The following is a 26,981-nucleotide window of genomic DNA, read 5'->3' as shown; positions in this document are numbered from 1 at the left end:
TTTGATTCATTACAGGTAAAATGTTGTAATTTTGTTAAATATTCATTTTCGATTTGAGAACATCTATTTTTAAGGATTTACAAGATCCAATTTTATTTAAAAAGCAACTTTTAGCTTGGGGAAATCAGTTTAGAGAAGTTGTTTTTCTAGACAGTAATAATTATCCGCAAGAATATTCCGGCTACGATTGTGTTTTGGCTGTAGATGCTTTTACATCAATAAAAACTGACTATTACAACGCTTTTGAATATTTAAAACAATACCAATCGCAAACACGAGATTGGCTTTTTGGTTATTTATCGTATGATTTAAAAAACAATACCGAAGATTTATTTTCTAAAAATTATGATGGTTTGCATTTTCCTGATTTGTTTTTCTTTCAGCCTAAAAAAATATTTTTATTGAAAGGAAATCAGCTCGAAATTCAATACCTAAATATGTGTGATGATGAAGTTGAAGATGATTTTGAAGAAATAATCCAAAGTAAAGAATCAAAAGACATTAGTGATGTTAATATCAAAATTGAACAACAAATTTCTAAAGAAAAATATTTAGAAAAAGTTGGCACAATGCTAACACATATCAATCGTGGCGATATTTATGAAGCTAATTTTTGTATGGAGTTTTTTGCCGAAAATGTCGTAATAAATCCATTAGAAATTTATACTAAACTGAATACAATTTCGGAACCACCCTTTTCTGTGTTTTTCAAAAACAATACAAATTATTTGCTTTCGGCATCGCCAGAGCGTTATTTACGAAAAGAAGAAACAAAAATAATTTCGCAACCTATAAAAGGAACTTCAAAACGATTTTCTGATGTTATTGAAGACGAAAAATCGAAACTAGAATTATCACAAAACCCTAAAGAACGCTCGGAAAATGTGATGATTGTCGATTTGGTTCGAAACGATTTATCACATACCGCCACAAAAGGTTCTGTTCAAGTTGCTGAATTGTGCAAAATTTATACTTTCAAACAAGTTCATCATATGATTTCAACAGTTGTTTCGGAAGTTTCTCACACAACTTCTCCGATTGATATTCTGAAAACTACTTTCCCTATGGGAAGTATGACTGGTGCTCCAAAAATTTCGGCAATGAAAATTATTGAAGAATTAGAAGAAACAAAACGTGGTTTGTACAGTGGCGCATTGGGTTACTTCACTCCTACTGGCGATTTCGATTTTAATGTCGTGATTCGTAGTATTTTACATAATTCGGAAGAAAAATATGTTTCTTTTTCTGTTGGAAGCGCCATTACTGCTGGCTCAATTCCTGAAAATGAATATGAAGAATGTTTGTTAAAAGCTAAAGCCATGTTAGAAGTATTAAGTTAAATTAAATAATTACTTTTGAAAATGCTTTTAAAACTACAAAATCATCTATCTAAAAATTTTCCTTTTCTGAAGGAGAAAAAACTTCTTTTGGCCACAAGCGGAGGAATTGACAGTATGATACTATTGCATTTATTTCAGGAACTGAATTATAATATTGCCATTGCGCATTGTAATTTCCAGTTGCGTGGTTTAGAGAGTTTTGGCGATCAGCAATTTGTTCAAGATTATGCTTCTACTCATAATATTGAAGTGTTTGTAACGCTTTTTGATACTGAGAATTTTGCTAAAGATTATAAATTATCAACTCAAATTGCCGCTCGAGAACTTCGCTACAATTGGTTTTATGAATTGTTAGAGACCGAAAATTTCGATTTTATTCTTACTGCGCACCATGCTGATGATAATCTGGAAACTTTTATCATAAATCTAACTCGAGGAACAGGTTTAGATGGATTGACAGGAATTCCTGAACAAAACGAACAAATTATTCGTCCATTATTACCATTTTCTCGTTCGGAAATAGAAGAATATGCCAAAGTAAACAACCTAAAATGGAGAGAAGATTCGAGCAATGCTTCCGATAAATATTTGAGAAATAAAATTCGTCATGATTTGATTCCAATATTAAAAGAATTGAATCCTAATTTTTTGGATTCCTTCCAAAAGACACAAAATTATTTGCAAGAATCACAAATTATGGTCGAAGATGCTTCGATTATGATTTATCAACAAGTAGTACAAGAAGATAATGATATAATTTCCTTTGATTTAAAAAAACTGAATCAATTACCCAATTACAAATCCTATTTGTACCAATGGTTGCGAGAATATGATTTTACAGCTTGGGAGGATATTTATAATTTAGTCGAATCTCAATCAGGAAAACAAATATTTTCAAAAAATTATCGATTACTAAAAAACCGAGATTTTTTAATTTTAGAAGAAATAAAAGAATTAGAAAATGAAGTCTATTTTATCGAAAAAGAACAAAAAGAAGTTAAAATTCCCTTAAATTTATATATTTGTAAAGTAAATGACATTTTTGCTCCTAATAATTCAATTATATTTGTGAATGAAGATTTATTACAATTTCCATTAACAATAAGAAAATGGAGCGAAGGTGATTCTTTTTATCCATCGGGAATGAATGGCAAAAAAAAGTTGAGTAAGTACTTTAAAGACGAAAAAATGTCATTGATAGAAAAAGAAAAAACTTGGCTTTTATGTTCCAACAATCAAATTGTTTGGGTAATTGGAAAACGAGCAGACCAAAGATTTATAGCAAATAAAACAACCAAAAATAGTATACAATTAGAATTATTATAATGAAGAAACTACTAGCAGCTTTACTCCTATTTTTCACTTTTTTAAGTACACAAGCTCAAATTATAGAACCAGTAAAATGGAACTCACGAGTTGAAAAATTATCTGAAACAGAATTTAACCTAATTCTTGAAGGAAAAATAGATGCTGGTTGGCATGTTTATTCACAGTTTACACCAGATGGCGGACCACTTCCAACGGAGTTAAAATTTACAAAAGGTGATTACGAATTGGTTGGGAAAACTCAAGAAAGTAAAACAAAAACTGCTTTTAATGATGTTTTTGAAGTAAATGAAACTTATTTTGAGAAAAATGTGACTTTAACTCAGAAAATAAAAGTTACAAATCCCAATTTAAAAAACATAAAAGTTGATTTAGATTACCAAGTTTGTAAAGAATCTTGTATTAATTCTAATAAATCATTTCAATTTGAAATTCCAAAATCAGCAGAAATTCAAGCTACAAAACCTGTAATTGCTATTGAAAATATAGATTCATCTACAGCAGTAACAGAAACTGTAAAAACTGATATTGCAAAAGAAATCGCTCCAATTGTTACTCCAAAAAATGAAGAAAAAAGCGAAAATAATGGGATTTGGTCTATCTTTTTGTTATCAATTTTAGGAGGATTATTTGCTACCATCACACCTTGTGTATTCCCTATGATTCCTATGACGGTTAGTTTTTTCTTGAAACAATCTACAAGCAAATCTAAAGGGAAATTTAATGCGTTTTTCTACGGATTTTGTATTGTTGCCATTTGTGTGTTAATTACAATTCCGTTCCATTTGATAGAAGGAATAAATAGAGATATTTTTGCGGAAATATCCAATAATGTTTATTTGAATATTTTCTTTTTTCTAATATTTACAATATTCGCCATATCCTTTTTTGGTGCTTTCGAAATTACAATTCCTAACAAATTTGCAAATAAAGTAGATAATGCTTCCAACAAAGGCGGATTAATTGGTGTCTTTTTTATGGCATTAACCTTAATTATTGTTTCCTTTTCTTGTATTGGTCCAGCAATTGGTTTGGTAATGGGAACCTCATTAAATTCTGATGGAGGAGCGACAATTCTATCGATAGCAATGCTAGGTTTTGGTTTAGGATTGGCTTTACCTTTTATGTTCTTTGCTCTTGCTCCTAGCCTACTTAGTAATTTGCCAAAATCTGGTGGTTGGCTAAACACTGTAAAAGTCGTTTTTGGATTTATAGAACTCGCATTGGCAATGAAATTTATTTCTAACGCAGACATTGGTTTAGATTTACATTTATTAGAAAGAGAAGTTTTTATTGCGATTTGGATTGCCATTTTCGGAGCCTTATCTTTATATTTATTTGGTAAATTTACCTTGCCGCATGATAGTCCACTAAATCATATTTCAGTTGGTCGATTGGTGTTGGCAGTTATAACATTATCCTTTACAATTTATATGATTCCTGGACTTTGGGGAGCACCACTAAAAATGATTTCGGCATTTCCGCCACCAAGTACTTATAGCGAAAGTCCACAAGGATTTGGAAATAATACAGTTTCAAGCAACACGACAGAATTACCAAAAAATGCTGTTTTGGGTGTTCATAATTTAGTTTCTTTCGAAGATTATGAGCAAGGTTTGGCTTATGCAAAAGAAGTAAACAAGCCAATTTTGATAGATTTTACAGGAAAGCAATGTCAGAATTGTAGAGTTATGGAAAACAATGTTTGGTCTGACGAAACGGTTTTAAAAATACTTAAAAATGAGATTGTATTAATTTCACTTTATGGTGATGATAGAAAAGAGTTACCCGAAAATGAACAATACATTTCTAAAGAAACGGGAAACAAAGTTACGACTGTTGGTCAGAAATGGAGCGAATTTCAACGATTGAACTATGGTACAAATGCAAGACCATATTATGTTTTGATAGATTTAAATGAAAAAAAATTAAACGAAGCTGTACCTTACACGCCAAACATTCAGGAATACAAAACTTGGTTAGAAGACGGAATTTCTAAATTTAAAAAATAAAAAAAATGGTAAATTATCAAAGATTAATAGTAGTTTTATTAGTTGGTTTTTTACCATTTTTTATTTCATGTAATGACGATGATGATAATTATGTTCCTATAGTTCCTACTGTCGCTTTGGAGTCTCCTGTCATTCTCGATTTAACACAAGTGCCCTATGCAAAACTGTCGGATTATAAATTCTTTGAAGGAGTAATTAAAAACCTTACGCCTTCTTATGGAGTTATTCCATACAAACCTACCAGTGAACTTTTTACTGATTATGCTATAAAGAAGCGTTTTATTTGGTTACCAAAAGGGGCTAAAGCAACTTACAATGGCGATGGGAATGTTTTAAATTTGCCCGTTGGTGCAGCACTTATAAAGAATTTTTATTACAATAACGTACAACCAAACAATAGTACAAAAATTATAGAAACACGCGTGATGATTCGCAAATCTGATGGTTGGATTTTTGCAGAATATGTTTGGGATAGCCAACAAAGCGATGCTTTCTTACAAACTGATGGTTCAACAACTCCTGTTTCTTGGAAAGATGAGAACAACATTATACAGACCATTGATTATAAAATTCCTTCAACAACATTAGATTGCAAAAGATGTCATGGAGTAAATAATCTTACTGAAGTTCTTCCTATTGGAATAAAACCCCAAAACCTAAACAGTAATTATTCTTATTCTGAGGGAACAAAAAATCAATTAAATAAACTGATAGAATTTGGTTACTTAGAAAATAATTTACCTGCTTCAATAGTATCTGTTGTAGATTATAAAGACACGACACAATCATTAAATTTAAGAGTACGTTCGTATTTTGATTCTAATTGTTCACATTGTCATGTAACTGGTGGCGAAGCAGATCATTTTAATTTACGTTTCTCTTTCAATCAAACTACAACGCCATTATACATGGGAGTTTGTTTGACAGCAGAACATTCAGTAGTAGGATATCGAGACAGGATTGTATATATAGGAGATTATACCCAATCTATTTTACATTATCGAGTAAACACTACCACAGATACTAACTTTATGATGCCTCCTTTGGGTCGAACAATTAAACACAAAGAAGGAGTGCGACTAATTGAAGAATGGATAAACTCATTAACAACTTGTGATTAAGCATAATTGATAAGTTTCAAAACTCGCAGCTCATAAAGCCGAGTCATCTTTTAATGACTTTTCTCTTGCAAATTTAAGGATATATCGTTCTGATATAATTGGAAGTAAGTAATAACCCAAAAAAATATAATGTCGCATTTTAAAATCGGATAAAACTATCTAATGCACTGATTTTAAACTATTTTTATTGATGTTATTCTTTTGACTTTACGACTTTCAAACTTTCAACTTATTTAATAATTATTAAATATTGAAAATAAGTACAAAACCTACTGTTTTCAATGTTTTTGTAGGCTTTGTTATGAAAAAAATAAATTTTTGATAAATATAAGTTTGTTTTTATAACAATTGTATAAAACATTTTGTATAATTGCATACAAATTAACCAACTAACTTCTAAAAATGAAAAAAATTACTTTAACACTGATTTTTTTATTTGTTGCTTTTCTGGCAGAGGCACAAATACACTCACAAAATTTTAATACAGCCTTGGGTTGGACTACTCCTCTTACTACTACTTGGACAAGAGTAACATCAGGAGGAACTCCTACATGTTCTCCGTTTGAAGGTACTGGTATGGCAAAATTTGATTCTTATAATTTAGCTAATAACACAACTGCTATTTTGTCTTCTCCTGCAATCAATTTTACAGGTGCAACCTATAGAGTAAAATTTAAAATGTACAGAGATCCTGCTGGACCAGAACTAGATAAAATAGATGTTTATATTCACACTGCAGCTGGTGCAGGTGGGACTCTTTTAGGTACCGTAAATAGGCTAACTACAGCAGCACCTGTTGTTCCGGCAGAGGGTTGGTATAGTTATTCTTTTGATATTGCAGGCGCTCTAACAGGAACACGTTATATTAATATCAGAGGAACAAGTAAATACGGTTATAATATTTTTATTGATGACATTAACGTTGATCAAATTACTCCAATTGATGCCTCTTTAGAGACTTTTGTTATTAATTCTATTGAATTAGCTGGATCGAAAGCGATAACTGGTCAAATTAAGAATTATGGTTCTACACCAATTACCTCTATGGATTTAAAATGGCAGGCAGATTCTGGAACAATATATACGCAAAATATAACAGGTTTGAATATTGCACCGAACGCAACATATAATTACAACCATGCAAACCAATGGGTAGCTACACCAGGGAATTATTCATTAAAAGTATGGGTATCTAATATAAATGGTGGTTCAGGAGATTCTAATGCTTCAAATGATCAAATTACAAAAGCAGTTTCAGTTGCAAGCAATACTACTCCTCGTTTACCATTATATGAGAAATTTTCAAGTTCAACTTGTCCTCCTTGTGCAAGCTTTAATACAAATGTTTTTACACCATTTTATAATACCGCTTCAAATGATGGTAAATACTCATTTATCTCATACCAAGTGAATTGGCCAGGTGCTGGTGATCCGTATTTTTTTGCAGATGTAAATACTAGAAGAATATATTATGGTATAAGTGGTGCTCCAACCTTATTGATAGATAAAAAGGTTTCAACTGTTGGTAGTACCGCATTATTACAAACAGCACAAAATGCGGCACTTACAGTTCCTTCATATTTTACTATGAGTGCAACCAAAGATTTAGTAGGTACTACTATGACAGTTAATGTAAATGCTACACCTTACCTAACTGGAACATATAAAATACATGTTGCAGTAGTTGAAAAATTAACAACGGGTAATGTTGCTACTAACGGTGAAACTTCATTTAAACATGTATTAATGAAAATGATGCCTGATGGAAATGGTACCACTGTAAACTTTGTTAACAATACTCCAACATCAACTACATTAATTGCTGATTTATCTGGATTACACATTGAAGAAATGTCAGATTTAGAAGTTATCGCATTTATACAAAATGATGCTGGTAAAATTGTAATGCAATCTACTATCGCTACACAAGCTCTATCTACAAACGATTATAGCTTAGCTTCAAAAATTAAATTGTATCCAAATCCTTCAAATGGAATTGTTAAGATTAGAACAGAATCTCCTGTAAATGTGGTTGTTTCAGATGTTACTGGTAAAACAGTATTCACAATGAACCAAGTGAGTAATGATTCTCAAATGAATTTGTCTTCTTTAGAAAAAGGAATGTATTTAGTAAAAGTTTCAAATGAGAGTGCAGAATTCACACAAAAAATCATCTTAAATTAAGATTTTACAAATTTTTAAAAAAAGCAAGAAGTAAATTTTTTACTTCTTGTTTTCCTAACAAATAACAATAATAATTAAATAATTTAAATTCCAAATCTTATGAAAAAATTAGCAATGCTATTACTTATTGGTTTAGCTACTATTAGTTGTTCAAAGGACGATACTCCTGAAGCAGCGGCACCAATTACAGCACCAATTACAGATACTAACACCTTGAAAATTTATAATTATCCAGCAAACACAGAAATTACAAATAACAGTGTTGTTAATTTTAGCGGTACTGCTGGTTTAGTTGATCCAACAAATGCATTAAAATTTTATTTTAAGAATACTTCATCATCAGAAATGAAAGTTAAAATAAGATTGGTTTCTTTATCAGGAGTTCCTGATACAGGTTCTGTGTCATTTTGTTATGGCCCTAATATAAATGATGGAGTTTGTTTATTAGGGACTGCATTAACAGTTGGTAATTCATATCCTCGAAATAATGAAGCTCAAATAATAGTTCCTGCAAACGGAACTGTTGGAACTGGTGGTGCTAATAAATTTCAAAATACTGCTCAACCTGTTTCTCCTGCAACAGCTGTAGATTATGTATTAGAAGCATTTCAACTAGATGCAAATGGAAATGAAGTTGGAAATAAAGTGAAATTTACTTACAGATATAATTAATAAATTTGCTTTATAAATTAAAGAAGAGTGAACTCAAACGGGTTCACTCTTTTTTATTTAACTAAATCACATGTACTATGAAGTTGTGCGGCACTTTAACTGAATAAAAATGAGATTTTCAAATAAGGCTTCAAGATATTTATCAAAATTAAAACGAAACAAATATTTTGTAGTTGGTCGAGAAGAATTAGTTGATTATTTTAAAATGAATATCATCCCTGAATTTGAAAAAATAATTGAGTTTCAAATTGATTTTTCAGGGCTTGCATTGACTATTGAAAATAAAAAATCCTTAAAATTAGCGTTTTTTATTTAATCCTTGAAGTTGTAATTTTTACATCGGCAGTGGCCCAACTTTTAGCAATCAGTCTTTCCATTTCTTTAACTTTAGCTCTGTTGTTTAGTTTTTCATAAGCCAATTTCAATCCGTGATGTGCCCAACCGTTTTTTGGTAATCTTTTTAAATCCTCTTCATATGTTTTTATTGCATCATCATATTTTCCAGCTTCAATTTGTATGGCTCCCAAATGATGTCTTACCGAAAAAAACCAATCCGGCGGCTCATTATAATTTAAACCATCTTCTATAGCCACTGCTTTTTGCAACAGATTAATGCTCTGAGTATAGTTTCTTTGAGAAGCTAAAATTTCTGCTTTTAGAACTTTGGAAGCAATTTGAACAATACTCGACATCGAATTGATTTCCCAAATGGTCATTTTCTCAAGGGATTTATCATTCGCCAAAACATCGAGTCTAAGGAATTCGGCTTTAGCCATTCTTAAATTATTTTTACCCAAATAAGCCATTCCTCTCGCATAATGAGAGATTGCCACAGGATATTTTAAAGTATCGGAAACCAATTTCATTTTTTGAATATCATCCCATTTACCAAATTTCACTGCCACATAATACGGAATCACATAATAATGTTGTAGCGTTGACCATCCAGGTTCAATCATAGATTTTGGATGTACATGATTTGAAGTTTCATTAGCTCCAATCATAGCCCATTTTGAGTTGCCTTCCATAGTGGCTGTTCCCGCCATAAAATGATAATTGTGCGGATAATAGGCTAACGGATAAGCACCTTGCGCGTGGCACATGGTAACATAATTACTATCTACCTTAACAGCGTTAATATTAGCCAAAGTTCCTTTATGATATTCTCCCGTTCTGATATAAATATGAGAAGACATATGAACCAAATGTCCTAAAGATTTGGCATTTCCATCATCAAAAAATTTAGCTGAAGCATTCGCTCGTTGTGGCGTATTCGAAGCTTCTACTGCGTGAATGTAAAAATGGTTGGCTCCAATATGTTTTGGATTTTTTTTGAGTATTTTTTCAAATAAAGCGACTATTTCTGGCGTCCATTTTTTAGAAGTTCCATTCTTTTCGTATAAATCCCAAGGATGCAAATCCATTACCGACTCGGCATACAACGCATTAATATCCACATCATCCGGAAACTTAGCATTGACTTCTTTCATCGCATTGGAATAAGCAATATCGAGCTTGCTTCTGTCGTCAACCAGTTTGGGAACATATCGTTTCGCTAAAGCTTGAATTAAAGCTTTTTCTTTCTCTGTAGCTTTATCTTGCAATTTTATCGCTTGTTGAATGGCCTTATAGGCTCTTTCGTAATTATCTGGTTCCATACCAGCATTATAATTTGGCCCTAAAACATAGGCAAATCCCCAAAAACACATGGCGCATTCTGGATCAAGTTTAGTTGCATAATAAAAGGAACGAGCAGCTTCTGCATGATTAAACCCGTAGGATAAAGCTAGACCTTGATTGAAATACTTTTGAGCTTCTTGATTTTTAGTACTGATAGGATAATTAACAACATCAAGTCCTTCAAACAAAGGTGCTTTATTGTTTGAAGTGTACCATTTCGCATCAACAGTTGGAGGTGCACAACTCATACTTTTTTTTCCAATTACTACTTCTTTGTTTGGTGTAATTTCTTTTTTGCAGGAAAAAAACAGAAAAACAATAATCAGCAGTAAAAAATTATTTTTTTTCATAATCGTAACTTATTTAACTGAAAATCAGTATAAATTTACTAAAAATTAATGATTTAATTTGTTCATTCAGAATCAAATTCTGATTTCAGATTAAAAAAAATAATCTATTTAATGCGTTTCTAATTTCTAAATCAAATATTAAACAAAGTGAGGAAATTGAGTATTTAATAATCAATAACAAATAATATTTTTTTTTGTGGTGACCACGAAACCGCTCAATTTTGGTTTGCAAACTTCAATTCTGTAATTTGTGAAATACATGACTTAGTTTTTATGAACCAAAGAAAACACCCTAAAGTGCATATTTTAGCTGGATTTAAGACCAAATAAAAGTCTATGCAAGTATTTTAGACTTCTTCATTTACATGCAGTTTCTGAATGTAATTATAGTTTGATTTTAAACAAAAAAAAACTCGGTTAGAAGGCTAACCGAGTTTTTAAAATTATTTTATTTTAGAATGAAGTAGAAATTTGAATTCCTAGTCCTGTACTTGGCGGTACAAATCGGCAAACTCCACCTGCACAAACTAAACCTCCACGTTGACGACCATAATTTAAAGCAATACGCGTACTCCCATTTTTGTATGCTGTCCCAAAATTATAAAAATGAATGTCAAACAAATCTGTTTCGCTAATAGTATGCGTTTTTTCATCAAATCCGTAATTGTACATATCCATAGCAAATACTGACCAATTTTCATTATGATTGTATTCGATATTTCCACCAGCCCAATTTTTTCTGTCATTATCAGCCCACATGTGTTCTAATCCAAAAGTAATAGATTTTGTTCCCGATAATTGATATGTTGACTCTGAGAAAACAGTATGAGAATTTACAACATATTCATTGAAAATACCTTGAATTTGTTTGTTGTTGTAATATTGATTGATGTAAGTAAATGCCGTTCTGAAATTACGAGATACTTTTTTAGTGATTTCAACATTATAATCTGAAAAATATTTTTCGTTTGTTTGGAACAATTCTGTTTGATAATTATAAATATCTTCACCAGCATTATTAACATATCTGTATTTTGCTTTCAAATTAAACCATGAAGACGCATTAAGATTTACTTTTGTACCATATTCTCCTCCAAGAGCTGAACCTTTTTTAAAGTCGTAGAAAAAGTCTAATTGACCACCTATTTCTCCAAATTTATTTATTCCTGTAGATTGATCCATAACAACTTGATATTGCGATTGATAAACGTAAATATTTGCTAAATTTGAATGATGTTGTTTGGTTAAACTTGGTACAAAATTTAATATTTTATCATTGTAATTTACACTAGTACTTGAAAGTGCTGCATATTTATCTGGACTTCTTTGAGCTAATAATTGCATGTTTTCAACACGTCTTAAAGTAGCATCAAAACCTAACCCTTTTTTTGAATATCCAAAATTTACTAACAAAGCGCTGCCTTCTTTTGCAAAATCAGTATCTAAATTACCTTCTTTAATTATTGCATCTCGAGTTTTGAAAACATATTCTGTATTTAAATAGTAGTTTTTAAATCCAAATTCAAATCGGTTTGAAAATAAATTAGTCAATTCTTCAAAATTTTGAACGTTTTCAGGTAGTTCTTCAAATCTACTTACGGCACTGAAACCGTATTTAAAATCAAAAGCTTTTAGTTGAATTAATTTTCCTAAGTTGATATCGGTATTAAACCCATAAACATCACTATTTGCAACATCAAAACCTGTTCTAGCTCTTCCATACAAAGCGGTTAAAGTAACATCTTCAATAGGTGAATAAACTAATTTTGTACCTCTTAAAGCATTATTAATTCCTAAAGCTCTGTCTTCCCAGGTTCGTAAAATCATACCGCTTCCGAACTGAACATAATAATGACCTAAAGTAACATCTAATTTTTTGCTTTTATAATTGGCATAATAAGTAGCAAAATCTGTTCCTTTAAATTTTGGATTAAAATTTAATAAAGCTTCGTTAGTGTATGATTCTATTTGTGTTCCAACAGTAAATTTTCCGTAATTAACATTAAAATTTAAGTAATTATTTGATCGTAATGGAACCGAATCATGTTGTATTTTTCTGTTTTTGTCGTTGGTATACCATTGTCCGTTACCTTCGTAACTTCCAAAAAATTTTAGTTTTGTTTTAGTAGAATCTGCCTCTTGGGAAAATGCAAATAATGATGAAAATAAAAATGCGTAGGTTAATATTTTATTCATTATTTCAATGCTTTTAACTGTTCTAATAAATGACTTTCGCTACCTGGAGTATGTCCGTTTTGGGTAAAAACTATTTCACCATTTTTAACAACTGCTGTATATGGTGGGTTAGAAATACCTAAACTTCTTTTAAAATCTTGGTTAATATCTAAAAGGATAGAATAATCCCAACCTTTACCATTTACTAATGGTTTTACTCTTTTATTAGTTCTTGCATCGTCAATTGAAACAGCAATAACCTCAACGTTTAATTGCGATTTCCAATCTTCATAAACTTCACTAATTGCATCTAACTCTTGAATACACGGTGCACACCAAGTTGCCCAAAAACAAAACATATAAATTTTGTCTTTTTCATTATAATCTTGAGTTGTAGAAACAGTAGTTCCTTCTAAATTTTTAAGTGTTAAACTTGGTAGTTTTTTTTGTGAAAACCCTAACGCTGAAACAAATAGCATTAGAGTTAAAATTAGTTTTTTCATTGTTAAAGTGTGTTATTTATAGCAAATAAAAGATATTTCCATCATTATAAAAAATTTTTTTTAAATTCGCAACATTATCTTTACACCAAACTACTGAAAAACATAATCATATGAAAAAAATACTAATTATTACAGCTGCTTTTTTAAGCATTATGAGCCAATCTTGTATCTCAGACGATTGGGAAGACAAATCTGTAAATACAGCTGTTGTTGAACAACCTATACCTGGAAAATTTTTAAAAAATGTTTTAATTGAAGATTATACAGGAACATGGTGTCAGTATTGTCCTAGAGTTTTATTTGGTTTAGATAAAGTTGAAGAAGAACACCTTGATGCTTATCCTGTTTCAATACACATTGCTAACAATCCGAATACAGATCCGTATATTTTTCCAGCTAATACTTTACAACAAGCCATGGGTGTTTCTGGATTACCAACAGCAATGTTAAATAGAAACATATTATGGGACAATGAAACCACTACTACTGAAATTAAAAATCTAATAAAGCCTAATTCAGATTTAGGAATCGCATTAAATTCAACTGTAGCTTCTGGGAATATAAATTTAGATGTAAATATTAAATTTGTTGAAAATTTTTCAGGATTAAAGCTAATTGTTTATGTTTTAGAAGACGGTTTATATGCTGACCAAACAAATGCAACTAGTTTTTTTGGCGGGATAAATCCTATTCCTAATTATGAACACAACCATGTTTTAAAATCTTGTTTAACAGATCTTGTAAATGGCGTTGCGCTATCAGGTACAAGTAATGGTGCAACTATTACTCAAAACTTTACAATTCCAGTTCCTTCAAATATTGCAAATGTTAATAATATTTCTTTTGTGGCTTTTGTTGTCGACTCTACTGGAAGAGCTATTAATGTAAGAGGTGCAGAACCAAACATAACTCAAACTTTTCAAGAAAACTTATAATAAAAACTCCTATTTTTGTTAAAAAAGGCGTCAATCACCTTACACGCCAAACATTCAGGAATACAAAACTTGGTTGAAAAAAGGAATTTCTAAATTTAAAAAATAGAGTTACTATTTTACAACAATTTATAAGTTGTAAGCCATTTTAAAACTCTGCTAATGAAAGACGACAATATAGAAAAGACGCAACAATTATCAATTTCGTTAACAGAAACTATCAAAAGTTCAGAATTAACAAAAGTTTCAGGTGAACTAATAGAAGTTGGAATAGACTCAATTCTCAAGAATGGTTTGCTAAAAGATATCCCCGTAATTAGCGTACTTAGTGGAATATGGAAGACAGGAGTTGCAATTAGAGATTATAGGTTTTCAAATAAACTTCTTCTTTTTCTGCACGAATCTTCAAAATTACCGCTAGAAAAAAGATTGCAGCTAATTGAAGATTTAGAAGATAATGACTTTCAAAAAGAAGCTGGAGAAAAGTTAATAGCAATAATTGACAATATAGAATCATCATCTAAAGCAATTTTAATTGGTAAATTATTAAATCTGTTCGGGCAAGAAATCATTACAAAAAATGAATTTTGGCGAGTTTCATTTATAATAGAAAAATTACCGACGAGTGATATTTTAGCATTAAAAGGTTGGAAAAATATTGACTTAAATAAAGTCGAGCATATCAGAAAACATCTTTATTTATCGGTTGGTTTAGGTTGGTTTGTTTTGGACATATCATCAACCGGATTTGTATGGACAGAAAGGCTTTGTGAAATAATTTCAGAAGATTTACTAAAATAAAACGGCTTACAACAGCGGTTTTATCTAATCGCTAGTTTTGTATTTATAGAACACTTTTTTTCATAACTTCGTTTTTCCTAATGGGGAATTTAATTTCCATTAGTTGCGACTAGATAAAGCCGCGAAACGTTATGCGATATTTTGCCCAACGAGAATCAAAAAAGTCTTGAAATTGAAAATAGAAAACATAAAATTGCTTTTAGATAAATATCTTCAAATTATAGATATTGAGATTAATCAATTAGGCTGTAAACCTACAGAAGTTCGGCATTTATTAGGAAGAATCGGAGAGTTTTATTGTGCTGCGAAAACAAATGGAGTTCTAGCTACTCAAGTAAATCAACGTGGCTATGATGTAGTATGTTCAAATAATCGAAAAATTAGCGTAAAAACAACAGCTCAAAAATCAGGGTTTGTTACTTTTAATAAACGAACATTGAATTTAGCTGATGATGTGATGATTGTACAATACTCCGATGAAGGTTTGAAAGAAATATATTTTGGTACTTCGGATTCTATAATTCCTTATTGCAGAACTTGGGTAAACAATTACGAACTAGACATATCCAAAATTAAAAAGCTTCAACTAGAGAAAATATAAAAACATCACATAACATCGGTTCATAACAACTGTATCGCTTACATTTTTTTAAAAAATTTCATAAAAGACCTGTCTCATTCCAAAAAACGAGACAGGTTTTTTTTATACATTAAACTTTAGTTTTTAATCTAAAACAAAAGTTACTTGAACGTTTGCGTTTATTTCTATTTCGCCAACGGCTAATGTTTCTCTTGGTGCAGATGCATCTTCAGCCATTGCCATCATACCTCCTTTAAACATGGGTTGCGGATAAAATGTTTGCGAATTGTCCGAAATTAGTAATGCCTTCCCTATTTTTTGATTTAAAACCGAAACATAATCTAACGCTTTTTGTTTGGCATTTAATATGGCTTTTTTTCTAGCTTCGGCTTCATAAGTTTCCATTTTTGATGATTTAAACTCGACACCACGTATGTTGGTTACACCAGTTTCGGTAATTCCCATCATAAACTCGTTGTATTTTGTTAAATCTTTTAAGGTAACTGTAACAGTTTGGCTCGCTACATAATTGTATTTCTTTTTTTCGTAATCGTAATTCTTATTCAAACTTACATTTGTAGTCTGAAAATCGGTAGCAGGAATATTATTGCTTTTTATAAATTTCAGAATTTTATCAATAATAATATCATTCGCTTTTTTTACTTCGGCAGCTTCTTTTCCTGTATTTTCGACACCAAGAGAAATGATTCCTTGGTCTGGAACAAGTTTTATTTTTCCTTCGCCAGAAACTGTTATTTGAGGAATTTGATTCATTTTTTGATCTTGTGCGTATGTCATCACTGTAAAAAATGTTATTAATGTTACTACTAAATTTTTCATAATTATCTTTTTAAATTAATCTTAAGTAAACAAACGACGTGCCAAACTATAGTTTTCCCATTTTTTCTAAAACAAATAATAAAATAATGGGTAGGACTAACAAAACAACCATATTGGTATTTTCAGTTAGCATTATTGGTTCTTTGCAAATTGTGATTAAATATCCGCCAATTGCACCACCAAAATGGGCTGTGTGACCAATATTATCATTTTTAGCTTTCATACCATAAATAGAATATAACAAATAACCAATTCCGAAAACATACGCAGGAATTGGGATTGGAATGAAATACAGATACAAACTCATATCCGGATTTAATAAAATTGCCGAATACAAGATTCCCGTAACTGCTCCAGATGCACCAATCGCACGATAACCATAATCATTTTTATGGAAATATAATGTAAGTAAACTTCCTGCTAATAAACTGCACATATAAATTAGTAAAAAAGAAGTATTTCCTAAATTTTCGATAACGACAGGCGCAAACATAAACAAGGTAAACATATTAAAGAATAAATGTCCCCAATCGCCGTGAAGAAATGCCGATGAAAACATTCTGCTTTGTTCTCCTGCACGAATACTTCCTATGTGAAATTCATTTTTTCTAAAAAAAGAAATATCAGTAAAACCTTTGTAACTAAAAAGCACATTCGATGCTATTATAAGTATCAAAAAAACATTCATATATAAATAAATTTAGAAAGTAAATATACTAAAAGCATTTGACATAGAATTGTTACTAAAAGGAGAATAAAAAGTATATTTGCCTAAATTTATAACTGTATGCAACTACTTATATACTTATTATTTTACCCAATTCTTTGGCTCATTTCGATACTTCCGTTTCGATTATTATATCTTTTTTCTGATGGTGTTTATTTGATCGTTTATTATATTATTGGCTACCGAAAAAAAACGGTTCGAAACAATTTAGCTTTGGCTTTACCTCACTTGTCTGATAATGAGCGATTGGTTATTGAAAAAAAGTTTTTCCGTCATATGTGTGATATGTTTTTAGAAATGATAAAAACAATCTCAATTTCTCAATCCGAAATAGAAAAAAGATTCAAATTTAATAATCTAGATGTTTATTTAGATTTAGAAAAAAAACAAAAAAGTATTGCCCTAATGTGTGCTCATTATGCGAGTTACGAATGGGTTGTTTCTATGAATTATCATATCAATTTTACAGGTTATGGTATTTATAAAAAAATTGCTAATAAATATTTTGATAAACTGGTAAAAGACATTCGATCGAAATTTAAAGCCATTCTAATTACAACCAAAGAAACATCAAAAACGATTCAGGAAAACGCTATTACTGGAAATTTAGGAGTTTTTGGTTTTGCAAGTGACCAAACACCAAGATGGTCTGACAATTTGCATTGGTACCATTTTATGGGAATTGAAACTCCTATTCATGTTGGTGCAGAAGTTCTAGCTAAAAGATACGATATGAATGTTGTTTTCTTAAAAACAAAAAAAATAAAACGTGGTTACTACGAAGCAAGTTTAGAAGTACTAACCGATGACATTCAAAACGTTCCCAACTACAAAATATCGGAAGAGTTTATGAATCGTGTTGAGCAACAAATATACGAACAACCTGAGTATTATCTTTGGACTCACAAACGCTGGAAACACAAGAAAAAAGTTTAAACTTTAAACCAACTTTTTACCATTTCTAATTCCTTATTCAAAGCCTTTTTGTGGACAAACTCATTACTTTTTGGGTTATAATCATAATCCTTAGACCATTGTTTGTGGTTTTCTGCCAAAGCTTTTATACTATTACAAACAAACTCTATTTCAGGAGTTGTAGTTGTTGGATGAATAGACATTCTTATCCAACCTGGTTTTTGCAATAAATCTCCTGAATCTATTTGGCAAACTAAATCGTGTGACATTTCTTGATCTACGTGAAGCAAATGATGCCCGTAAGTTCCCGCACAACTGCAACCGCCACGAGTTTGAATCCCGAATTTGTCATTCAATATTTTTACACCTAAATTAAAATGTAAATCGGTAATATAAAAAGAAATGACACCCAATCTATCTTGGTGCTGACTGGCAAGAATATTTATATTTTCGATATTTCCAAGGCTTTCAAAAACTAATGAAACGATTTCGTGTTCTCGTTTCAAAATATTATCTATTCCCATTTGCTCTTTTAGCTGAATAGCCAATGCTGTTTTTATAACCTGAAGAAATCCTGGTGTTCCGCCGTCTTCTCTATCTTCAATATTATCTATATACTTGTGTTCGCCCCATGGATTTGTCCAAGAAACGGTTCCTCCTCCTGGACAATCTGGTATGTTATTTTTGTACAAATTTTTATTAAAAATTAATACGCCCGAAGTTCCTGGTCCTCCCAAAAATTTGTGTGGTGAAAAGAAAATAGCATCAAGATAACTTTCTGAATCTGTTGGATGCATATCGATAGAAACATAAGGTCCTGAGCAAGCAAAATCGACAAAGCAAACCCCTTTATTTTGATGCATTAACTTTGCAACTTCATGGTAAGGCGTTCTTATTCCCGTCACGTTAGAACACGATGTAATTGAGGCAATTTTGAAACTTCTATCCTTATATTTCTCTAATAATATTTTAAGATTATCCATACAAAACAAACCTTGCTCGCAAGAAGGAATTACTTCAACATCAGCAATAGTTTCTAGCCAAGAAGTTTGATTCGAATGGTGTTCCATGTGAGAAATAAAAACTATAGGCTTTATTTCCTTAGGGATATTTGCAAATTCTTTTAGGTTTTCGGGCATTTTAAGTCCCAAAATACGCTGAAATTTATTTATCACGCCTGTCATTCCTGTTCCGTCATTTATCAAAACATCATCATCATTTGCATTTACGTGGTGTTTTATAATATGCCTTGCTTCATGATAAGCCATAGTCATTGCGGTACCCGAAACAGTAGTTTCGGTATGAGTATTGGCTACAAAAGGACCAAATTCGTTCATCAGTTTTTCTTCTATTGGACGATACAAACGACCGCTGGCAGTCCAATCGGTATAAATTATTTTTTGTGTACCAAAAGGCGACTCAAATTCCTGATTAATACCAATAATATTATTACGGAACTGTTGAAAATATTGTTCTAATTGAGTTGAAGCTTCGGTAGCAATCATGATGTTTTAATTTGGCTTCAAAGATACATTTTTTTAGATATTCCAAAAAGTCACAAGTCATAAAGTTTTTAAGGTCATAAAGCCTTATCTCTATTTACTTTCTACTTTATGGCATTAAATATTTATTTAGTAATTTTGAATAACGAGTAATGCATTTTTAAAATAAAAAAATATGACAACATTAGAATTCAAAATTGAGATAAATGCACCCAAAGAAAAAGTTTGGAATACATTATGGAATGATGAAACATACAGAAAATGGACCAATGTTTTTTGCGAAGGAACTTATGCGGTAAGCAATTGGAACGAAGGAGATAAAATTCATTTTCTTTCTCCAAATGGCGAGGGGATGAATAGTATTATTGATAAAAAAATAGAAAATGAATACATTGCTTTCAAACATTTAAGCACTATAAAAAATTTTGAAGCAATGCCTATCGATGACGAAAGTAATGAATGGACTGGCTCTTTAGAAACGTATCGATTAACTCAAAATAATTCGACTATTATTCTAGAAGTAAAAATAGATACGCTCGAAAAATATGTAGATTATTTCAAAAATACTTTCCCAAACGGATTAGAAATGGTAAAAACACTTTCAGAAAAATAAAAACCTCTAAAAAAATAAAAAAATGGCAACAGTAAACCCTTATTTAATTTTCAACGGAAATTGCGAAGAAGCATTCCTTTTTTACAAATCAGTTTTTGGAGGCGAATTTCCTTACATAGGAAAGTTTAGCGATATGCCCGCCGATGAAAACACACCAAAATTATCTGAAGCTGATGCGAACAGAGTCATGCATGTTTCCTTACCTATCGGGAAAGAAACTATACTCATGGGAAGCGATAGCAATTCTCAAAGTGGTGATGTACAATTTGGTCATAACATTTCAATTTCTATAAATGCAGAAAGCACAGCTGAAGCCGACAAATTATTTAACGGACTTTCTGCTGGAGGAAGTATAACTATGGCAATGAATAAAACCTTTTGGGGAGCGTATTTTGGTATGTTTACCGACAAATTTGGTATCGATTGGATGGTCAATTTTGATGAAATTCCAAAATAAAAAAACACCTGACAGGTGTTTGAAAACTGTCAGGTGTTTTTTCTCTTTTACTAAATTCCAGCGATTACTTTAATCTCATCAATAATTCGTAAAGCCAATTTATCGGCTTCTTGCTGTGTTGCCGCTTCGGTATAAATACGAATAATAGGTTCTGTATTCGATTTTCGTAAATGAACCCAGTTTTCTGCAAAATCTATTTTTACACCATCTATAGTGGTAATATTTTCGTTTTTATATTTTTCAGTCATGGCAGTTAGAATCGCATCGACATCTATTTGTGGTGTCAATTCAATTTTATTCTTGCTCATGTAATATTGCGGATAACTCGCTCTTAATTCGGCCACTGTTTTCTCTTGATTGGCTAAATAAGTTAAAAATAAAGCAACTCCAACCAAACTATCACGACCGTAATGCAATTCTGGGTAAATGATTCCACCGTTTCCTTCACCACCAATAATCGCGTTCGTTTTTTTCATCAATTCAACCACATTTACTTCTCCAACAGCACTGGCTTGGTAGCTTCCGTTGTGTTTGTTGGTAATATCACGCAAAGCACGAGATGATGACATATTAGAAACCGTATTTCCTGGTGTTTTACTCAAAACATAATCGGCACAAGCCACAAGAGTATATTCTTCGCCAAACATTTCGCCGTCGTTAGATATAAATGCCAATCTATCAACATCTGGATCGACAACGATTCCAAAATCGGCTTTCTCTTCAAGAACCAATTTGCAAATGTCACCCAAATGCTCTTTTAACGGTTCCGGATTGTGTGGAAAATGTCCGTTTGGTGTGCAATATAATTTTACTACTTCTACTCCCATTTGCTCTAACAAATTAGGAATAATGATTCCTCCCGAAGAATTTACGGCATCAACTACTACTTTATATTTTCTTTTGGCAACGGCTTCTGCATCAACCAATGGCAAATTCAAAACTTCATCAATATGAATATCCATATAGGAATCATTGATGGTAATTTCACCTAAAGTATCTACATCAGAAAAATCGAAAGCTTCGGCATCAGCAATTTCTAGAATTTTTGCACCATCATCTCCGCTTAAAAACTCGCCTTTGGCATTCAATAACTTCAAAGCATTCCATTGTTTTGGATTGTGAGAAGCGGTAAGAATAATTCCGCCATCGGCATTTTCTAAAGGAACAGCAATTTCGACTGTTGGCGTGGTAGAAAGTCCTAAATCGATAACATCAATTCCCAAACCTAATAAAGTATTCATTACTAAATTATGAATCATTGGTCCTGAAATTCTAGCGTCACGACCTATTACTACTTTTAGTTTGTCTTTGTTACTATTTTGTTTTAGAAAAGTTCCGTAAGCCGAAGCAAATTTTACAGCATCGACTGGAGTCAAATTGTCTCCAACTTTTCCACCTATAGTTCCACGAATTCCTGATATTGATTTTATTAAAGTCATTGTGTTTTTTATTATAAATTTTAAATGATGAATTTTAAATTCACACAAATATAAAAATGTTCTAAGTTACAAAGGTACAAAGGCACTAAGTTTTTTTATATATTTACAAAAACCATTGCAACTTAGATGCTGTAGAACCTTAGCGCCTCTTAAAATGAACTATCTCGCTCACATATTCCTTTCTGGAAATAACGATTTACTAAAAATCGGCAATTTTATGGCTGATGGTATTCGTGGGAATGATTATATGAATTTTCCAGAAGATGTGAAAAACGGAATTATTTTGCACCGTCATATAGATACTTTTACCGATGCGCACCCTATTTACAGAAAAAGCAAACACCGTTTGCACGAAAAATACGGACATTATGCTGGCGTAATTATGGATATTTTATACGATCATTTTTTGGCTAAAAATTGGAGTAATTATTCCGATGAAAAACTGGATGATTATGTTGCTAATTTCTATAAATCGCTAGAAGATAATTATGCCATTTTAACCGAAAAAACTCGAAATCTTTTGCCTTATATGACCGAAAGAAATTGGTTAACAAGTTATGGCACAATTGCAGGAATCGAAATGATTTTGTTCCAAATGGATTATCGCACAAAGCACAGAGCCAATATGCAAGAAGCTGTTGTCGAATTACAAGAATTTTATTCAGAATTTGAAGAAGAATTTACTTTGTTTTTTGAAGAATTAAGAGCTTTTTGTTTACAACAGATGAAAAAAATATAAAAATTCCTTTTCAAATCAATTTTTAAAAGAAGCATCAAAATTGTATCTTTGTTTTTTTACAACAACTATGTTAGAAAACGATAATACCATCGAAGTTATTGGCGCTCGCGTTCATAATCTCAAAAATATAGACATTTCCATTCCTCGTGAAAAATTGGTAGTTATTACTGGGCTTTCTGGTTCGGGAAAATCATCTTTGGCTTTCGATACCATTTATGCTGAAGGACAACGCCGTTATATAGAAACTTTTTCGGCTTACGCCAGACAATTTCTAGGCGGATTAGAACGTCCCGATGTCGACAAGATTGATGGCTTGTCGCCCGTAATTGCTATCGAACAAAAAACAACTTCTAAATCGCCACGTTCTACAGTAGGAACCATTACCGAAATATATGATTTCCTTCGTTTGCTTTTCGCTCGTGCTGGCGATGCGTACAGTTACAACACAGGCGAAAAAATGGTTTCCTATTCTGACGAGCAAATCAAGGATTTAATTATCAAAGATTTCTCTGGAAAAAGAATCAACATCCTCGCTCCTATTATTCGTGCTCGAAAAGGACATTATGCCGAATTATTTCAGCAAATTGCCAAGCAAGGTTTCCTGAAAGTTCGTATAAATGGTGAAGTAAAAGACATTACCACAGGAATGAAACTTGACCGATACAAAACCCACGATATTGAAACCGTTATCGACCGAATTGTAGTAGATGATTCCGAAGATGTGCAGAAAAGAATATCTGAAAGTATTAATACTGCGATGCATTATGGCGAAAATGTATTGATGGTTTTGGATCAAGATTCAAACGAAGTTCGATTTTTTAGTAGAAACTTGATGTGTCCAACAACTGGAATTTCCTACCAGAATCCTGAACCAAATTTGTTTTCATTCAATTCGCCAAAAGGAGCTTGTCCTGATTGTAACGGTTTGGGAACAATTAATGAAATAAACATCAAAAAAATAATTCCAAACCCTAAATTATCTATAAAAGTTGGTGGTTTTGCTCCTTTGGGAGAATATAAAAGTTCGTGGATTTTTAAACAATTGGAAATTATTGGCGAAAAGTTTGAGTTCAAATTAACCGATCCTATCGAAACCATTTCCGACGAAGCTATGGAAATGATTCTAAATGGTGGAAAAGAAAAATTCTCCGTAACATCAAAAACTGCTGGAGTTACCAAAGAATACAAAATTGAATTTGAAGGAATTTCAGCATTTATAAAATCGCAACACGACGATTCGGGTTCATCGACCTTAAAACGTTGGGCAAAAGAATTTATGGATGAAGTAAATTGTCCTACTTGCGAAGGTTCACGACTGAAAAAAGAATCGCTTTATTTTAAAATAAACGAACAAAATATTGCTGATTTGTCCAATATGGATATTTCGGATTTGACGGCTTGGTTTCACGATTTAGAAAATCATTTGTCAGACAAACAAAAGCGAATTGCTACCGAAGTTATTAAGGAAATTAAAGACCGATTAAACTTTTTGATGAATGTTGGTTTAGAATATCTCGCCATTAGCCGAAGCTCGAAATCGCTTTCTGGTGGCGAAGCACAACGCATTCGTTTGGCAACTCAAATAGGATCGCAATTGGTTGGTGTTTTGTATATTCTAGACGAACCAAGTATTGGTTTACACCAACGTGACAACGAAAAACTGATTCATTCGTTAGAACAATTACGAGATATTGGCAACTCGGTAATCGTTGTAGAACATGACAAAGACATGATAGAACGCGCTGATTATGTGATTGATATTGGTCCAAAAGCAGGGAAATACGGTGGCGAAATAATCAGCAAAGGAACACCTTCGGAAATACTAAAAGGTGATACAATTACTGCTCAATATTTGAATGGAAAAATGAAATTTGACATTCCTAAAAAACGTCGTGAAGGAAACGGAAAATTCCTAAAACTGACTGGTGCAACTGGAAATAATCTAAAAAATGTTTCGATAGAATTGCCTTTGGGGAAATTAATTTGTGTGACTGGAGTTTCGGGTTCAGGAAAATCGACATTAATAAATGAAACGCTCTACCCTATTCTGAATGCCTTTTATTTTAATGGTGTCAAAAAACCAAAACCGTACAAAAAAATTGAAGGTTTAGAACATATCGATAAAGTTATTGATATAGATCAAAGTCCGATTGGAAGAACACCGCGCTCGAATCCTGCTACTTATACCGAAGTTTTTACCGAAATCAGGAATATGTTTACAATGACTTCCGAAAGTATGATTCGTGGTTATAAAGCGGGACGATTTAGTTTTAATGTAAAAGGCGGACGCTGCGAAACCTGTGAAGGTTCTGGTGTAAGAACTATCGAAATGAGTTTTTTACCCGATGTTTATGTAGAATGTGAAACCTGTCAAGGCAAGCGTTTTAACAGAGAAACACTGGAAATACGTTTCAAAGGAAAGTCAATTTCCGATGTGTTGAATATGACGATTGATGAGGCTGTTCCGTTTTTTGAAATGATTCCGAAAATACACCGAAAAGTAAAAACCTTACAAGATGTTGGTTTGGGATATATTACACTTGGTCAGCAAAGCACCACGCTTTCTGGTGGCGAAGCACAGCGTATAAAACTGGCTGGAGAATTGTCTAAAAAAGATACAGGAAATACGTTTTATATTCTCGACGAACCCACAACGGGTTTGCATTTTGAGGATATTCGGGTTTTGATGGACGTGATTAATAGATTGGTAGATAAAGGAAATACCATCCTGATTATAGAACACAATATGGACGTGATAAAACTCTCGGATTATATTATAGATATTGGTCCCGAAGGCGGAAAAGGTGGCGGAAATGTGGTGGCTAAAGGAACTCCTGAAGAAGTTGCGAAAAATAAAAAAAGTTATACAGCTCAGTTTTTGAAAAAAGAATTACTTTAGCTGGCTGTTTTTTACCGAAAATAGAATTTGAATACTAATGCCCTAGCCCTGATTGGAACGATATCCTTTTTCTTGCTTCTTTAGCAAGGAAAAGATATAGTGGAAAGCAGGAAATAGCTCCTAAAAAATAAAAAAAGATGAGATTAGAAGATTTTGATAACGACGAAGACAAAGTAATACAAGACAAACTGAAGCAAAAAACGTGGAATGAGATTCGTACGAACGATTCGTGGGCGATTTTTAAGATTATGTCCGAGTTTGTAAATGGTTACGAAAGCATGGCGAGAATTGGACCTTGTGTGTCTATTTTTGGTTCGGCGAGAACAAAACCAGAGGATAAATATTATATTTTGGCCGAAAATATTGCTTACAAAATAAGTAAAGCTGGTTATGGTGTGATTACTGGTGGTGGTCCTGGTATTATGGAAGCCGGAAACAAAGGTGCACATCGTGGCGAAGGAACTTCGGTTGGATTGAATATCGAATTACCTTTCGAACAACATTTTAATCCTTATATTGATAAAGACAAGAACCTAAATTTTGATTATTTCTTTGTGCGCAAAGTTATGTTTGTAAAATATTCTCAGGGTTTTGTAGTGATGCCTGGTGGCTTTGGAACACTTGACGAGTTATTTGAAGCGATTACCTTGATTCAGACGAAAAAAATTGGAAAATTCCCTATTATTTTAGTGGGAACTAGTTTCTGGACTGGATTGATGGATTGGGTGCAACAAGTTATGATTGAACGCGAAAAAACGGTTTCTCCAGATGATATGAAATTGATAAAAATAGTAGATACTGCTGAGGAAGTCGTTGATGCTTTAGATAATTTCTACAAAAAATATAATTTGAGTCCGAATTTTTAGTTTGTTTTTGTTTATATAAAAATGAAAATAGAAAAAAATACTGTAATTAAACTAAAATTATTCTTAGGAACTTTGGCTCCAACAAAAAGAATTAATGATAATGAAAATTACTGGAAATTGATTGGAGAAAAAGGAAAAGTAATTGATGTCAGAGAAATTAACGACGGAAGAGTTTTAGTTTTATTTGACAAAAATTTAGATGAATTTAGAGTTGAAAACCATAATCCAATTAAAAATTCATTGTGGATTAAAAAAACTGATTTAGAAGTAAAATAGGTATCGCTGGCGGAATATTATGAAAAACGTAG

General features: G+C 32.0%; 24 protein-coding genes. 17 read left to right on the top strand and 7 right to left on the bottom strand.

Annotated elements, in window-relative coordinates; translation table 11 throughout:
- Positions 1-53: 53 nt before the first annotated feature.
- From BM053_RS11335 to BM053_RS11305, 7 genes are all read left to right on the top strand, one after another.
- Complete coding sequence (locus BM053_RS11335) at positions 54-1,340, top strand: anthranilate synthase component I family protein (RefSeq protein ID WP_091477489.1); 1,287 nt, start codon at positions 54-56, stop codon at positions 1,338-1,340.
- Between the two features lie 21 nt (positions 1,341-1,361).
- Entirely contained in the window at positions 1,362-2,666 is a 1,305-nt protein-coding gene (gene tilS / locus BM053_RS11330; protein WP_091477487.1) for a tRNA lysidine(34) synthetase TilS, read from the top strand.
- A complete protein-coding gene (locus tag BM053_RS11325; RefSeq protein ID WP_091477485.1) occupies positions 2,666-4,678 on the top strand; it encodes a protein-disulfide reductase DsbD family protein in 2,013 nt (670 codons plus the stop codon). The genes tilS and BM053_RS11325 overlap by 1 nt, the downstream gene beginning before the upstream one ends.
- 5 nt (positions 4,679-4,683) lie before the next feature.
- Positions 4,684-5,799 carry a hypothetical protein gene (locus BM053_RS11320; RefSeq protein ID WP_091477484.1) on the top strand — a complete coding sequence of 372 codons (1,116 nt, stop codon included), beginning with the start codon at positions 4,684-4,686 and terminating at the stop codon, positions 5,797-5,799.
- A gap of 402 nt (positions 5,800-6,201) precedes the next feature.
- Positions 6,202-7,983, top strand: coding sequence for a T9SS-dependent choice-of-anchor J family protein (locus tag BM053_RS11315; RefSeq protein ID WP_091477482.1), 1,782 nt, complete (start codon positions 6,202-6,204; stop codon positions 7,981-7,983).
- 99 nt (positions 7,984-8,082) lie between these two features.
- Positions 8,083-8,655 (top strand): hypothetical protein, encoded by a 573-nt coding sequence (locus BM053_RS11310; protein ID WP_091477480.1) that lies wholly within the window; start codon positions 8,083-8,085, stop codon positions 8,653-8,655.
- Positions 8,656-8,764: 109 nt separating this feature from the next.
- Positions 8,765-8,971, top strand: a complete 207-nt coding sequence (locus BM053_RS11305; RefSeq protein WP_091477478.1) for a hypothetical protein — start codon at positions 8,765-8,767, stop codon at positions 8,969-8,971.
- On the opposite strand, the gene BM053_RS11300 is transcribed toward BM053_RS11305, so the two are convergent.
- From BM053_RS11300 to BM053_RS11290, 3 genes are all read right to left on the bottom strand, one after another.
- On the bottom strand, positions 8,964-10,685 hold the full coding sequence (locus BM053_RS11300; protein ID WP_091477475.1) for a tetratricopeptide repeat protein: 1,722 nt from the start codon (positions 10,683-10,685) through the stop codon (positions 8,964-8,966). The genes BM053_RS11305 and BM053_RS11300 overlap by 8 nt on opposite strands.
- Positions 10,686-11,138: 453 nt before the next feature.
- Positions 11,139-12,881, bottom strand: a complete 1,743-nt coding sequence (locus BM053_RS11295) for a DUF6029 family protein (protein ID WP_091477473.1) — start codon at positions 12,879-12,881, stop codon at positions 11,139-11,141.
- Positions 12,881-13,363 carry a TlpA family protein disulfide reductase gene (locus BM053_RS11290; RefSeq protein ID WP_091477470.1) on the bottom strand — a complete coding sequence of 161 codons (483 nt, stop codon included), beginning with the start codon at positions 13,361-13,363 and terminating at the stop codon, positions 12,881-12,883. Before BM053_RS11290 ends, BM053_RS11295 begins: the two co-directional genes overlap by 1 nt.
- 110 nt (positions 13,364-13,473) lie before the next feature.
- Here BM053_RS11290 and BM053_RS11285 point away from each other — a divergent pair, with 110 nt between their 5' ends.
- The 3 genes from BM053_RS11285 to BM053_RS11275 all read left to right on the top strand — a co-directional run bounded on the left by BM053_RS11285 (position 13,474) and on the right by BM053_RS11275 (position 15,697).
- Positions 13,474-14,298, top strand: a complete 825-nt coding sequence (locus BM053_RS11285) for an Omp28-related outer membrane protein (protein ID WP_091477469.1) — start codon at positions 13,474-13,476, stop codon at positions 14,296-14,298.
- A gap of 159 nt (positions 14,299-14,457) precedes the next feature.
- Entirely contained in the window at positions 14,458-15,096 is a 639-nt protein-coding gene (locus BM053_RS11280; RefSeq protein WP_091477467.1) for a hypothetical protein, read from the top strand.
- A 172-nt stretch (positions 15,097-15,268) separates the two neighbouring features.
- The gene (locus BM053_RS11275) at positions 15,269-15,697 is read left to right on the top strand and encodes a DUF6998 domain-containing protein (RefSeq protein ID WP_143076483.1); all 429 of its coding nucleotides are present in this window, start codon (positions 15,269-15,271) and stop codon (positions 15,695-15,697) included.
- Between the two features lie 123 nt (positions 15,698-15,820).
- Here the strand turns inward: BM053_RS11275 and BM053_RS11270 are convergent, their stop codons facing one another.
- Both BM053_RS11270 and BM053_RS11265 read right to left on the bottom strand, forming a co-directional pair.
- Positions 15,821-16,516: an SIMPL domain-containing protein gene (locus tag BM053_RS11270; RefSeq protein WP_091477464.1), complete on the bottom strand. Its 696-nt coding sequence runs from the start codon at positions 16,514-16,516 to the stop codon at positions 15,821-15,823.
- Positions 16,517-16,562: 46 nt separating this feature from the next.
- Positions 16,563-17,204, bottom strand: coding sequence for a rhomboid family intramembrane serine protease (locus tag BM053_RS11265; protein WP_091477463.1), 642 nt, complete (start codon positions 17,202-17,204; stop codon positions 16,563-16,565).
- 99 nt (positions 17,205-17,303) lie between these two features.
- On the opposite strand from BM053_RS11265, the gene BM053_RS11260 reads away from it, so the two are divergent.
- Positions 17,304-18,179 carry a lysophospholipid acyltransferase family protein gene (locus tag BM053_RS11260; RefSeq protein WP_091477461.1) on the top strand — a complete coding sequence of 292 codons (876 nt, stop codon included), beginning with the start codon at positions 17,304-17,306 and terminating at the stop codon, positions 18,177-18,179.
- On the opposite strand, the gene BM053_RS11255 is transcribed toward BM053_RS11260, so the two are convergent.
- A complete protein-coding gene (locus tag BM053_RS11255) occupies positions 18,176-19,663 on the bottom strand; it encodes an aminotransferase class V-fold PLP-dependent enzyme (protein ID WP_091477460.1) in 1,488 nt (495 codons plus the stop codon). The genes BM053_RS11260 and BM053_RS11255 overlap by 4 nt on opposite strands.
- Positions 19,664-19,835: 172 nt before the next feature.
- On the opposite strand from BM053_RS11255, the gene BM053_RS11250 reads away from it, so the two are divergent.
- Together BM053_RS11250 and BM053_RS11245 are read left to right on the top strand one after the other, a co-directional pair.
- Positions 19,836-20,273 carry an SRPBCC family protein gene (locus BM053_RS11250; protein ID WP_091477458.1) on the top strand — a complete coding sequence of 146 codons (438 nt, stop codon included), beginning with the start codon at positions 19,836-19,838 and terminating at the stop codon, positions 20,271-20,273.
- 22 nt (positions 20,274-20,295) lie between these two features.
- Complete coding sequence (locus BM053_RS11245) at positions 20,296-20,730, top strand: VOC family protein (protein ID WP_091477456.1); 435 nt, start codon at positions 20,296-20,298, stop codon at positions 20,728-20,730.
- A gap of 50 nt (positions 20,731-20,780) precedes the next feature.
- Here BM053_RS11245 and glmM read toward each other — a convergent pair whose 3' ends face one another.
- A complete protein-coding gene (glmM, locus tag BM053_RS11240) occupies positions 20,781-22,169 on the bottom strand; it encodes a phosphoglucosamine mutase (RefSeq protein ID WP_091477689.1) in 1,389 nt (462 codons plus the stop codon).
- 154 nt (positions 22,170-22,323) lie between these two features.
- Between glmM and BM053_RS11235 the strand changes: the two genes are divergently transcribed.
- The 4 genes from BM053_RS11235 to BM053_RS11220 all read left to right on the top strand — a co-directional run bounded on the left by BM053_RS11235 (position 22,324) and on the right by BM053_RS11220 (position 26,949).
- A complete protein-coding gene (locus tag BM053_RS11235) occupies positions 22,324-22,908 on the top strand; it encodes an acyl carrier protein phosphodiesterase (protein ID WP_091477454.1) in 585 nt (194 codons plus the stop codon).
- Positions 22,909-22,975: 67 nt separating this feature from the next.
- Entirely contained in the window at positions 22,976-25,807 is a 2,832-nt protein-coding gene (gene uvrA / locus BM053_RS11230) for an excinuclease ABC subunit UvrA (protein WP_091477452.1), read from the top strand.
- Between the two features lie 137 nt (positions 25,808-25,944).
- Positions 25,945-26,673, top strand: coding sequence for an LOG family protein (locus tag BM053_RS11225; RefSeq protein ID WP_091477450.1), 729 nt, complete (start codon positions 25,945-25,947; stop codon positions 26,671-26,673).
- Between the two features lie 21 nt (positions 26,674-26,694).
- Positions 26,695-26,949 carry a hypothetical protein gene (locus BM053_RS11220; protein ID WP_091477448.1) on the top strand — a complete coding sequence of 85 codons (255 nt, stop codon included), beginning with the start codon at positions 26,695-26,697 and terminating at the stop codon, positions 26,947-26,949.
- Positions 26,950-26,981 lie beyond the last annotated feature (32 nt).

This window comes from Flavobacterium swingsii (assembly GCF_900111965.1).
In the GTDB taxonomy this organism is placed as follows: domain Bacteria; phylum Bacteroidota; class Bacteroidia; order Flavobacteriales; family Flavobacteriaceae; genus Flavobacterium; species Flavobacterium swingsii.
The sequence above is the reverse complement of the archived record's forward strand: the minus strand, read 5'-3'. Positions and strand labels throughout refer to the sequence as shown.

Bases quoted from the DNA above. Each gene is read 5' to 3' on its own strand.
- tilS (WP_091477487.1), top strand. From the start codon at position 1,362: ATGCTTTTAAAACTACAAAATCATCTATCTAAAAATTTTCCTTTTCTG.
- BM053_RS11325 (WP_091477485.1), top strand. From the start codon at position 2,666: ATGAAGAAACTACTAGCAGCTTTACTCCTATTTTTCACTTTTTTAAGT.
- BM053_RS11320 (WP_091477484.1), top strand. From the start codon at position 4,684: ATGGTAAATTATCAAAGATTAATAGTAGTTTTATTAGTTGGTTTTTTA.
- BM053_RS11315 (WP_091477482.1), top strand. From the start codon at position 6,202: ATGAAAAAAATTACTTTAACACTGATTTTTTTATTTGTTGCTTTTCTG.
- BM053_RS11310 (WP_091477480.1), top strand. From the start codon at position 8,083: ATGAAAAAATTAGCAATGCTATTACTTATTGGTTTAGCTACTATTAGT.
- BM053_RS11305 (WP_091477478.1), top strand. From the start codon at position 8,765: ATGAGATTTTCAAATAAGGCTTCAAGATATTTATCAAAATTAAAACGA.
- BM053_RS11300 (WP_091477475.1), bottom strand. From the start codon at position 10,685: ATGAAAAAAAATAATTTTTTACTGCTGATTATTGTTTTTCTGTTTTTT.
- BM053_RS11295 (WP_091477473.1), bottom strand. From the start codon at position 12,881: ATGAATAAAATATTAACCTACGCATTTTTATTTTCATCATTATTTGCA.
- BM053_RS11290 (WP_091477470.1), bottom strand. From the start codon at position 13,363: ATGAAAAAACTAATTTTAACTCTAATGCTATTTGTTTCAGCGTTAGGG.
- BM053_RS11285 (WP_091477469.1), top strand. From the start codon at position 13,474: ATGAAAAAAATACTAATTATTACAGCTGCTTTTTTAAGCATTATGAGC.
- BM053_RS11280 (WP_091477467.1), top strand. From the start codon at position 14,458: ATGAAAGACGACAATATAGAAAAGACGCAACAATTATCAATTTCGTTA.
- BM053_RS11270 (WP_091477464.1), bottom strand. From the start codon at position 16,516: ATGAAAAATTTAGTAGTAACATTAATAACATTTTTTACAGTGATGACA.
- BM053_RS11265 (WP_091477463.1), bottom strand. From the start codon at position 17,204: ATGAATGTTTTTTTGATACTTATAATAGCATCGAATGTGCTTTTTAGT.
- BM053_RS11260 (WP_091477461.1), top strand. From the start codon at position 17,304: ATGCAACTACTTATATACTTATTATTTTACCCAATTCTTTGGCTCATT.
- BM053_RS11255 (WP_091477460.1), bottom strand. From the start codon at position 19,663: ATGATTGCTACCGAAGCTTCAACTCAATTAGAACAATATTTTCAACAG.
- BM053_RS11250 (WP_091477458.1), top strand. From the start codon at position 19,836: ATGACAACATTAGAATTCAAAATTGAGATAAATGCACCCAAAGAAAAA.
- BM053_RS11245 (WP_091477456.1), top strand. From the start codon at position 20,296: ATGGCAACAGTAAACCCTTATTTAATTTTCAACGGAAATTGCGAAGAA.
- glmM (WP_091477689.1), bottom strand. From the start codon at position 22,169: ATGACTTTAATAAAATCAATATCAGGAATTCGTGGAACTATAGGTGGA.
- BM053_RS11235 (WP_091477454.1), top strand. From the start codon at position 22,324: ATGAACTATCTCGCTCACATATTCCTTTCTGGAAATAACGATTTACTA.
- uvrA (WP_091477452.1), top strand. From the start codon at position 22,976: ATGTTAGAAAACGATAATACCATCGAAGTTATTGGCGCTCGCGTTCAT.
- BM053_RS11225 (WP_091477450.1), top strand. From the start codon at position 25,945: ATGAGATTAGAAGATTTTGATAACGACGAAGACAAAGTAATACAAGAC.
- BM053_RS11220 (WP_091477448.1), top strand. From the start codon at position 26,695: ATGAAAATAGAAAAAAATACTGTAATTAAACTAAAATTATTCTTAGGA.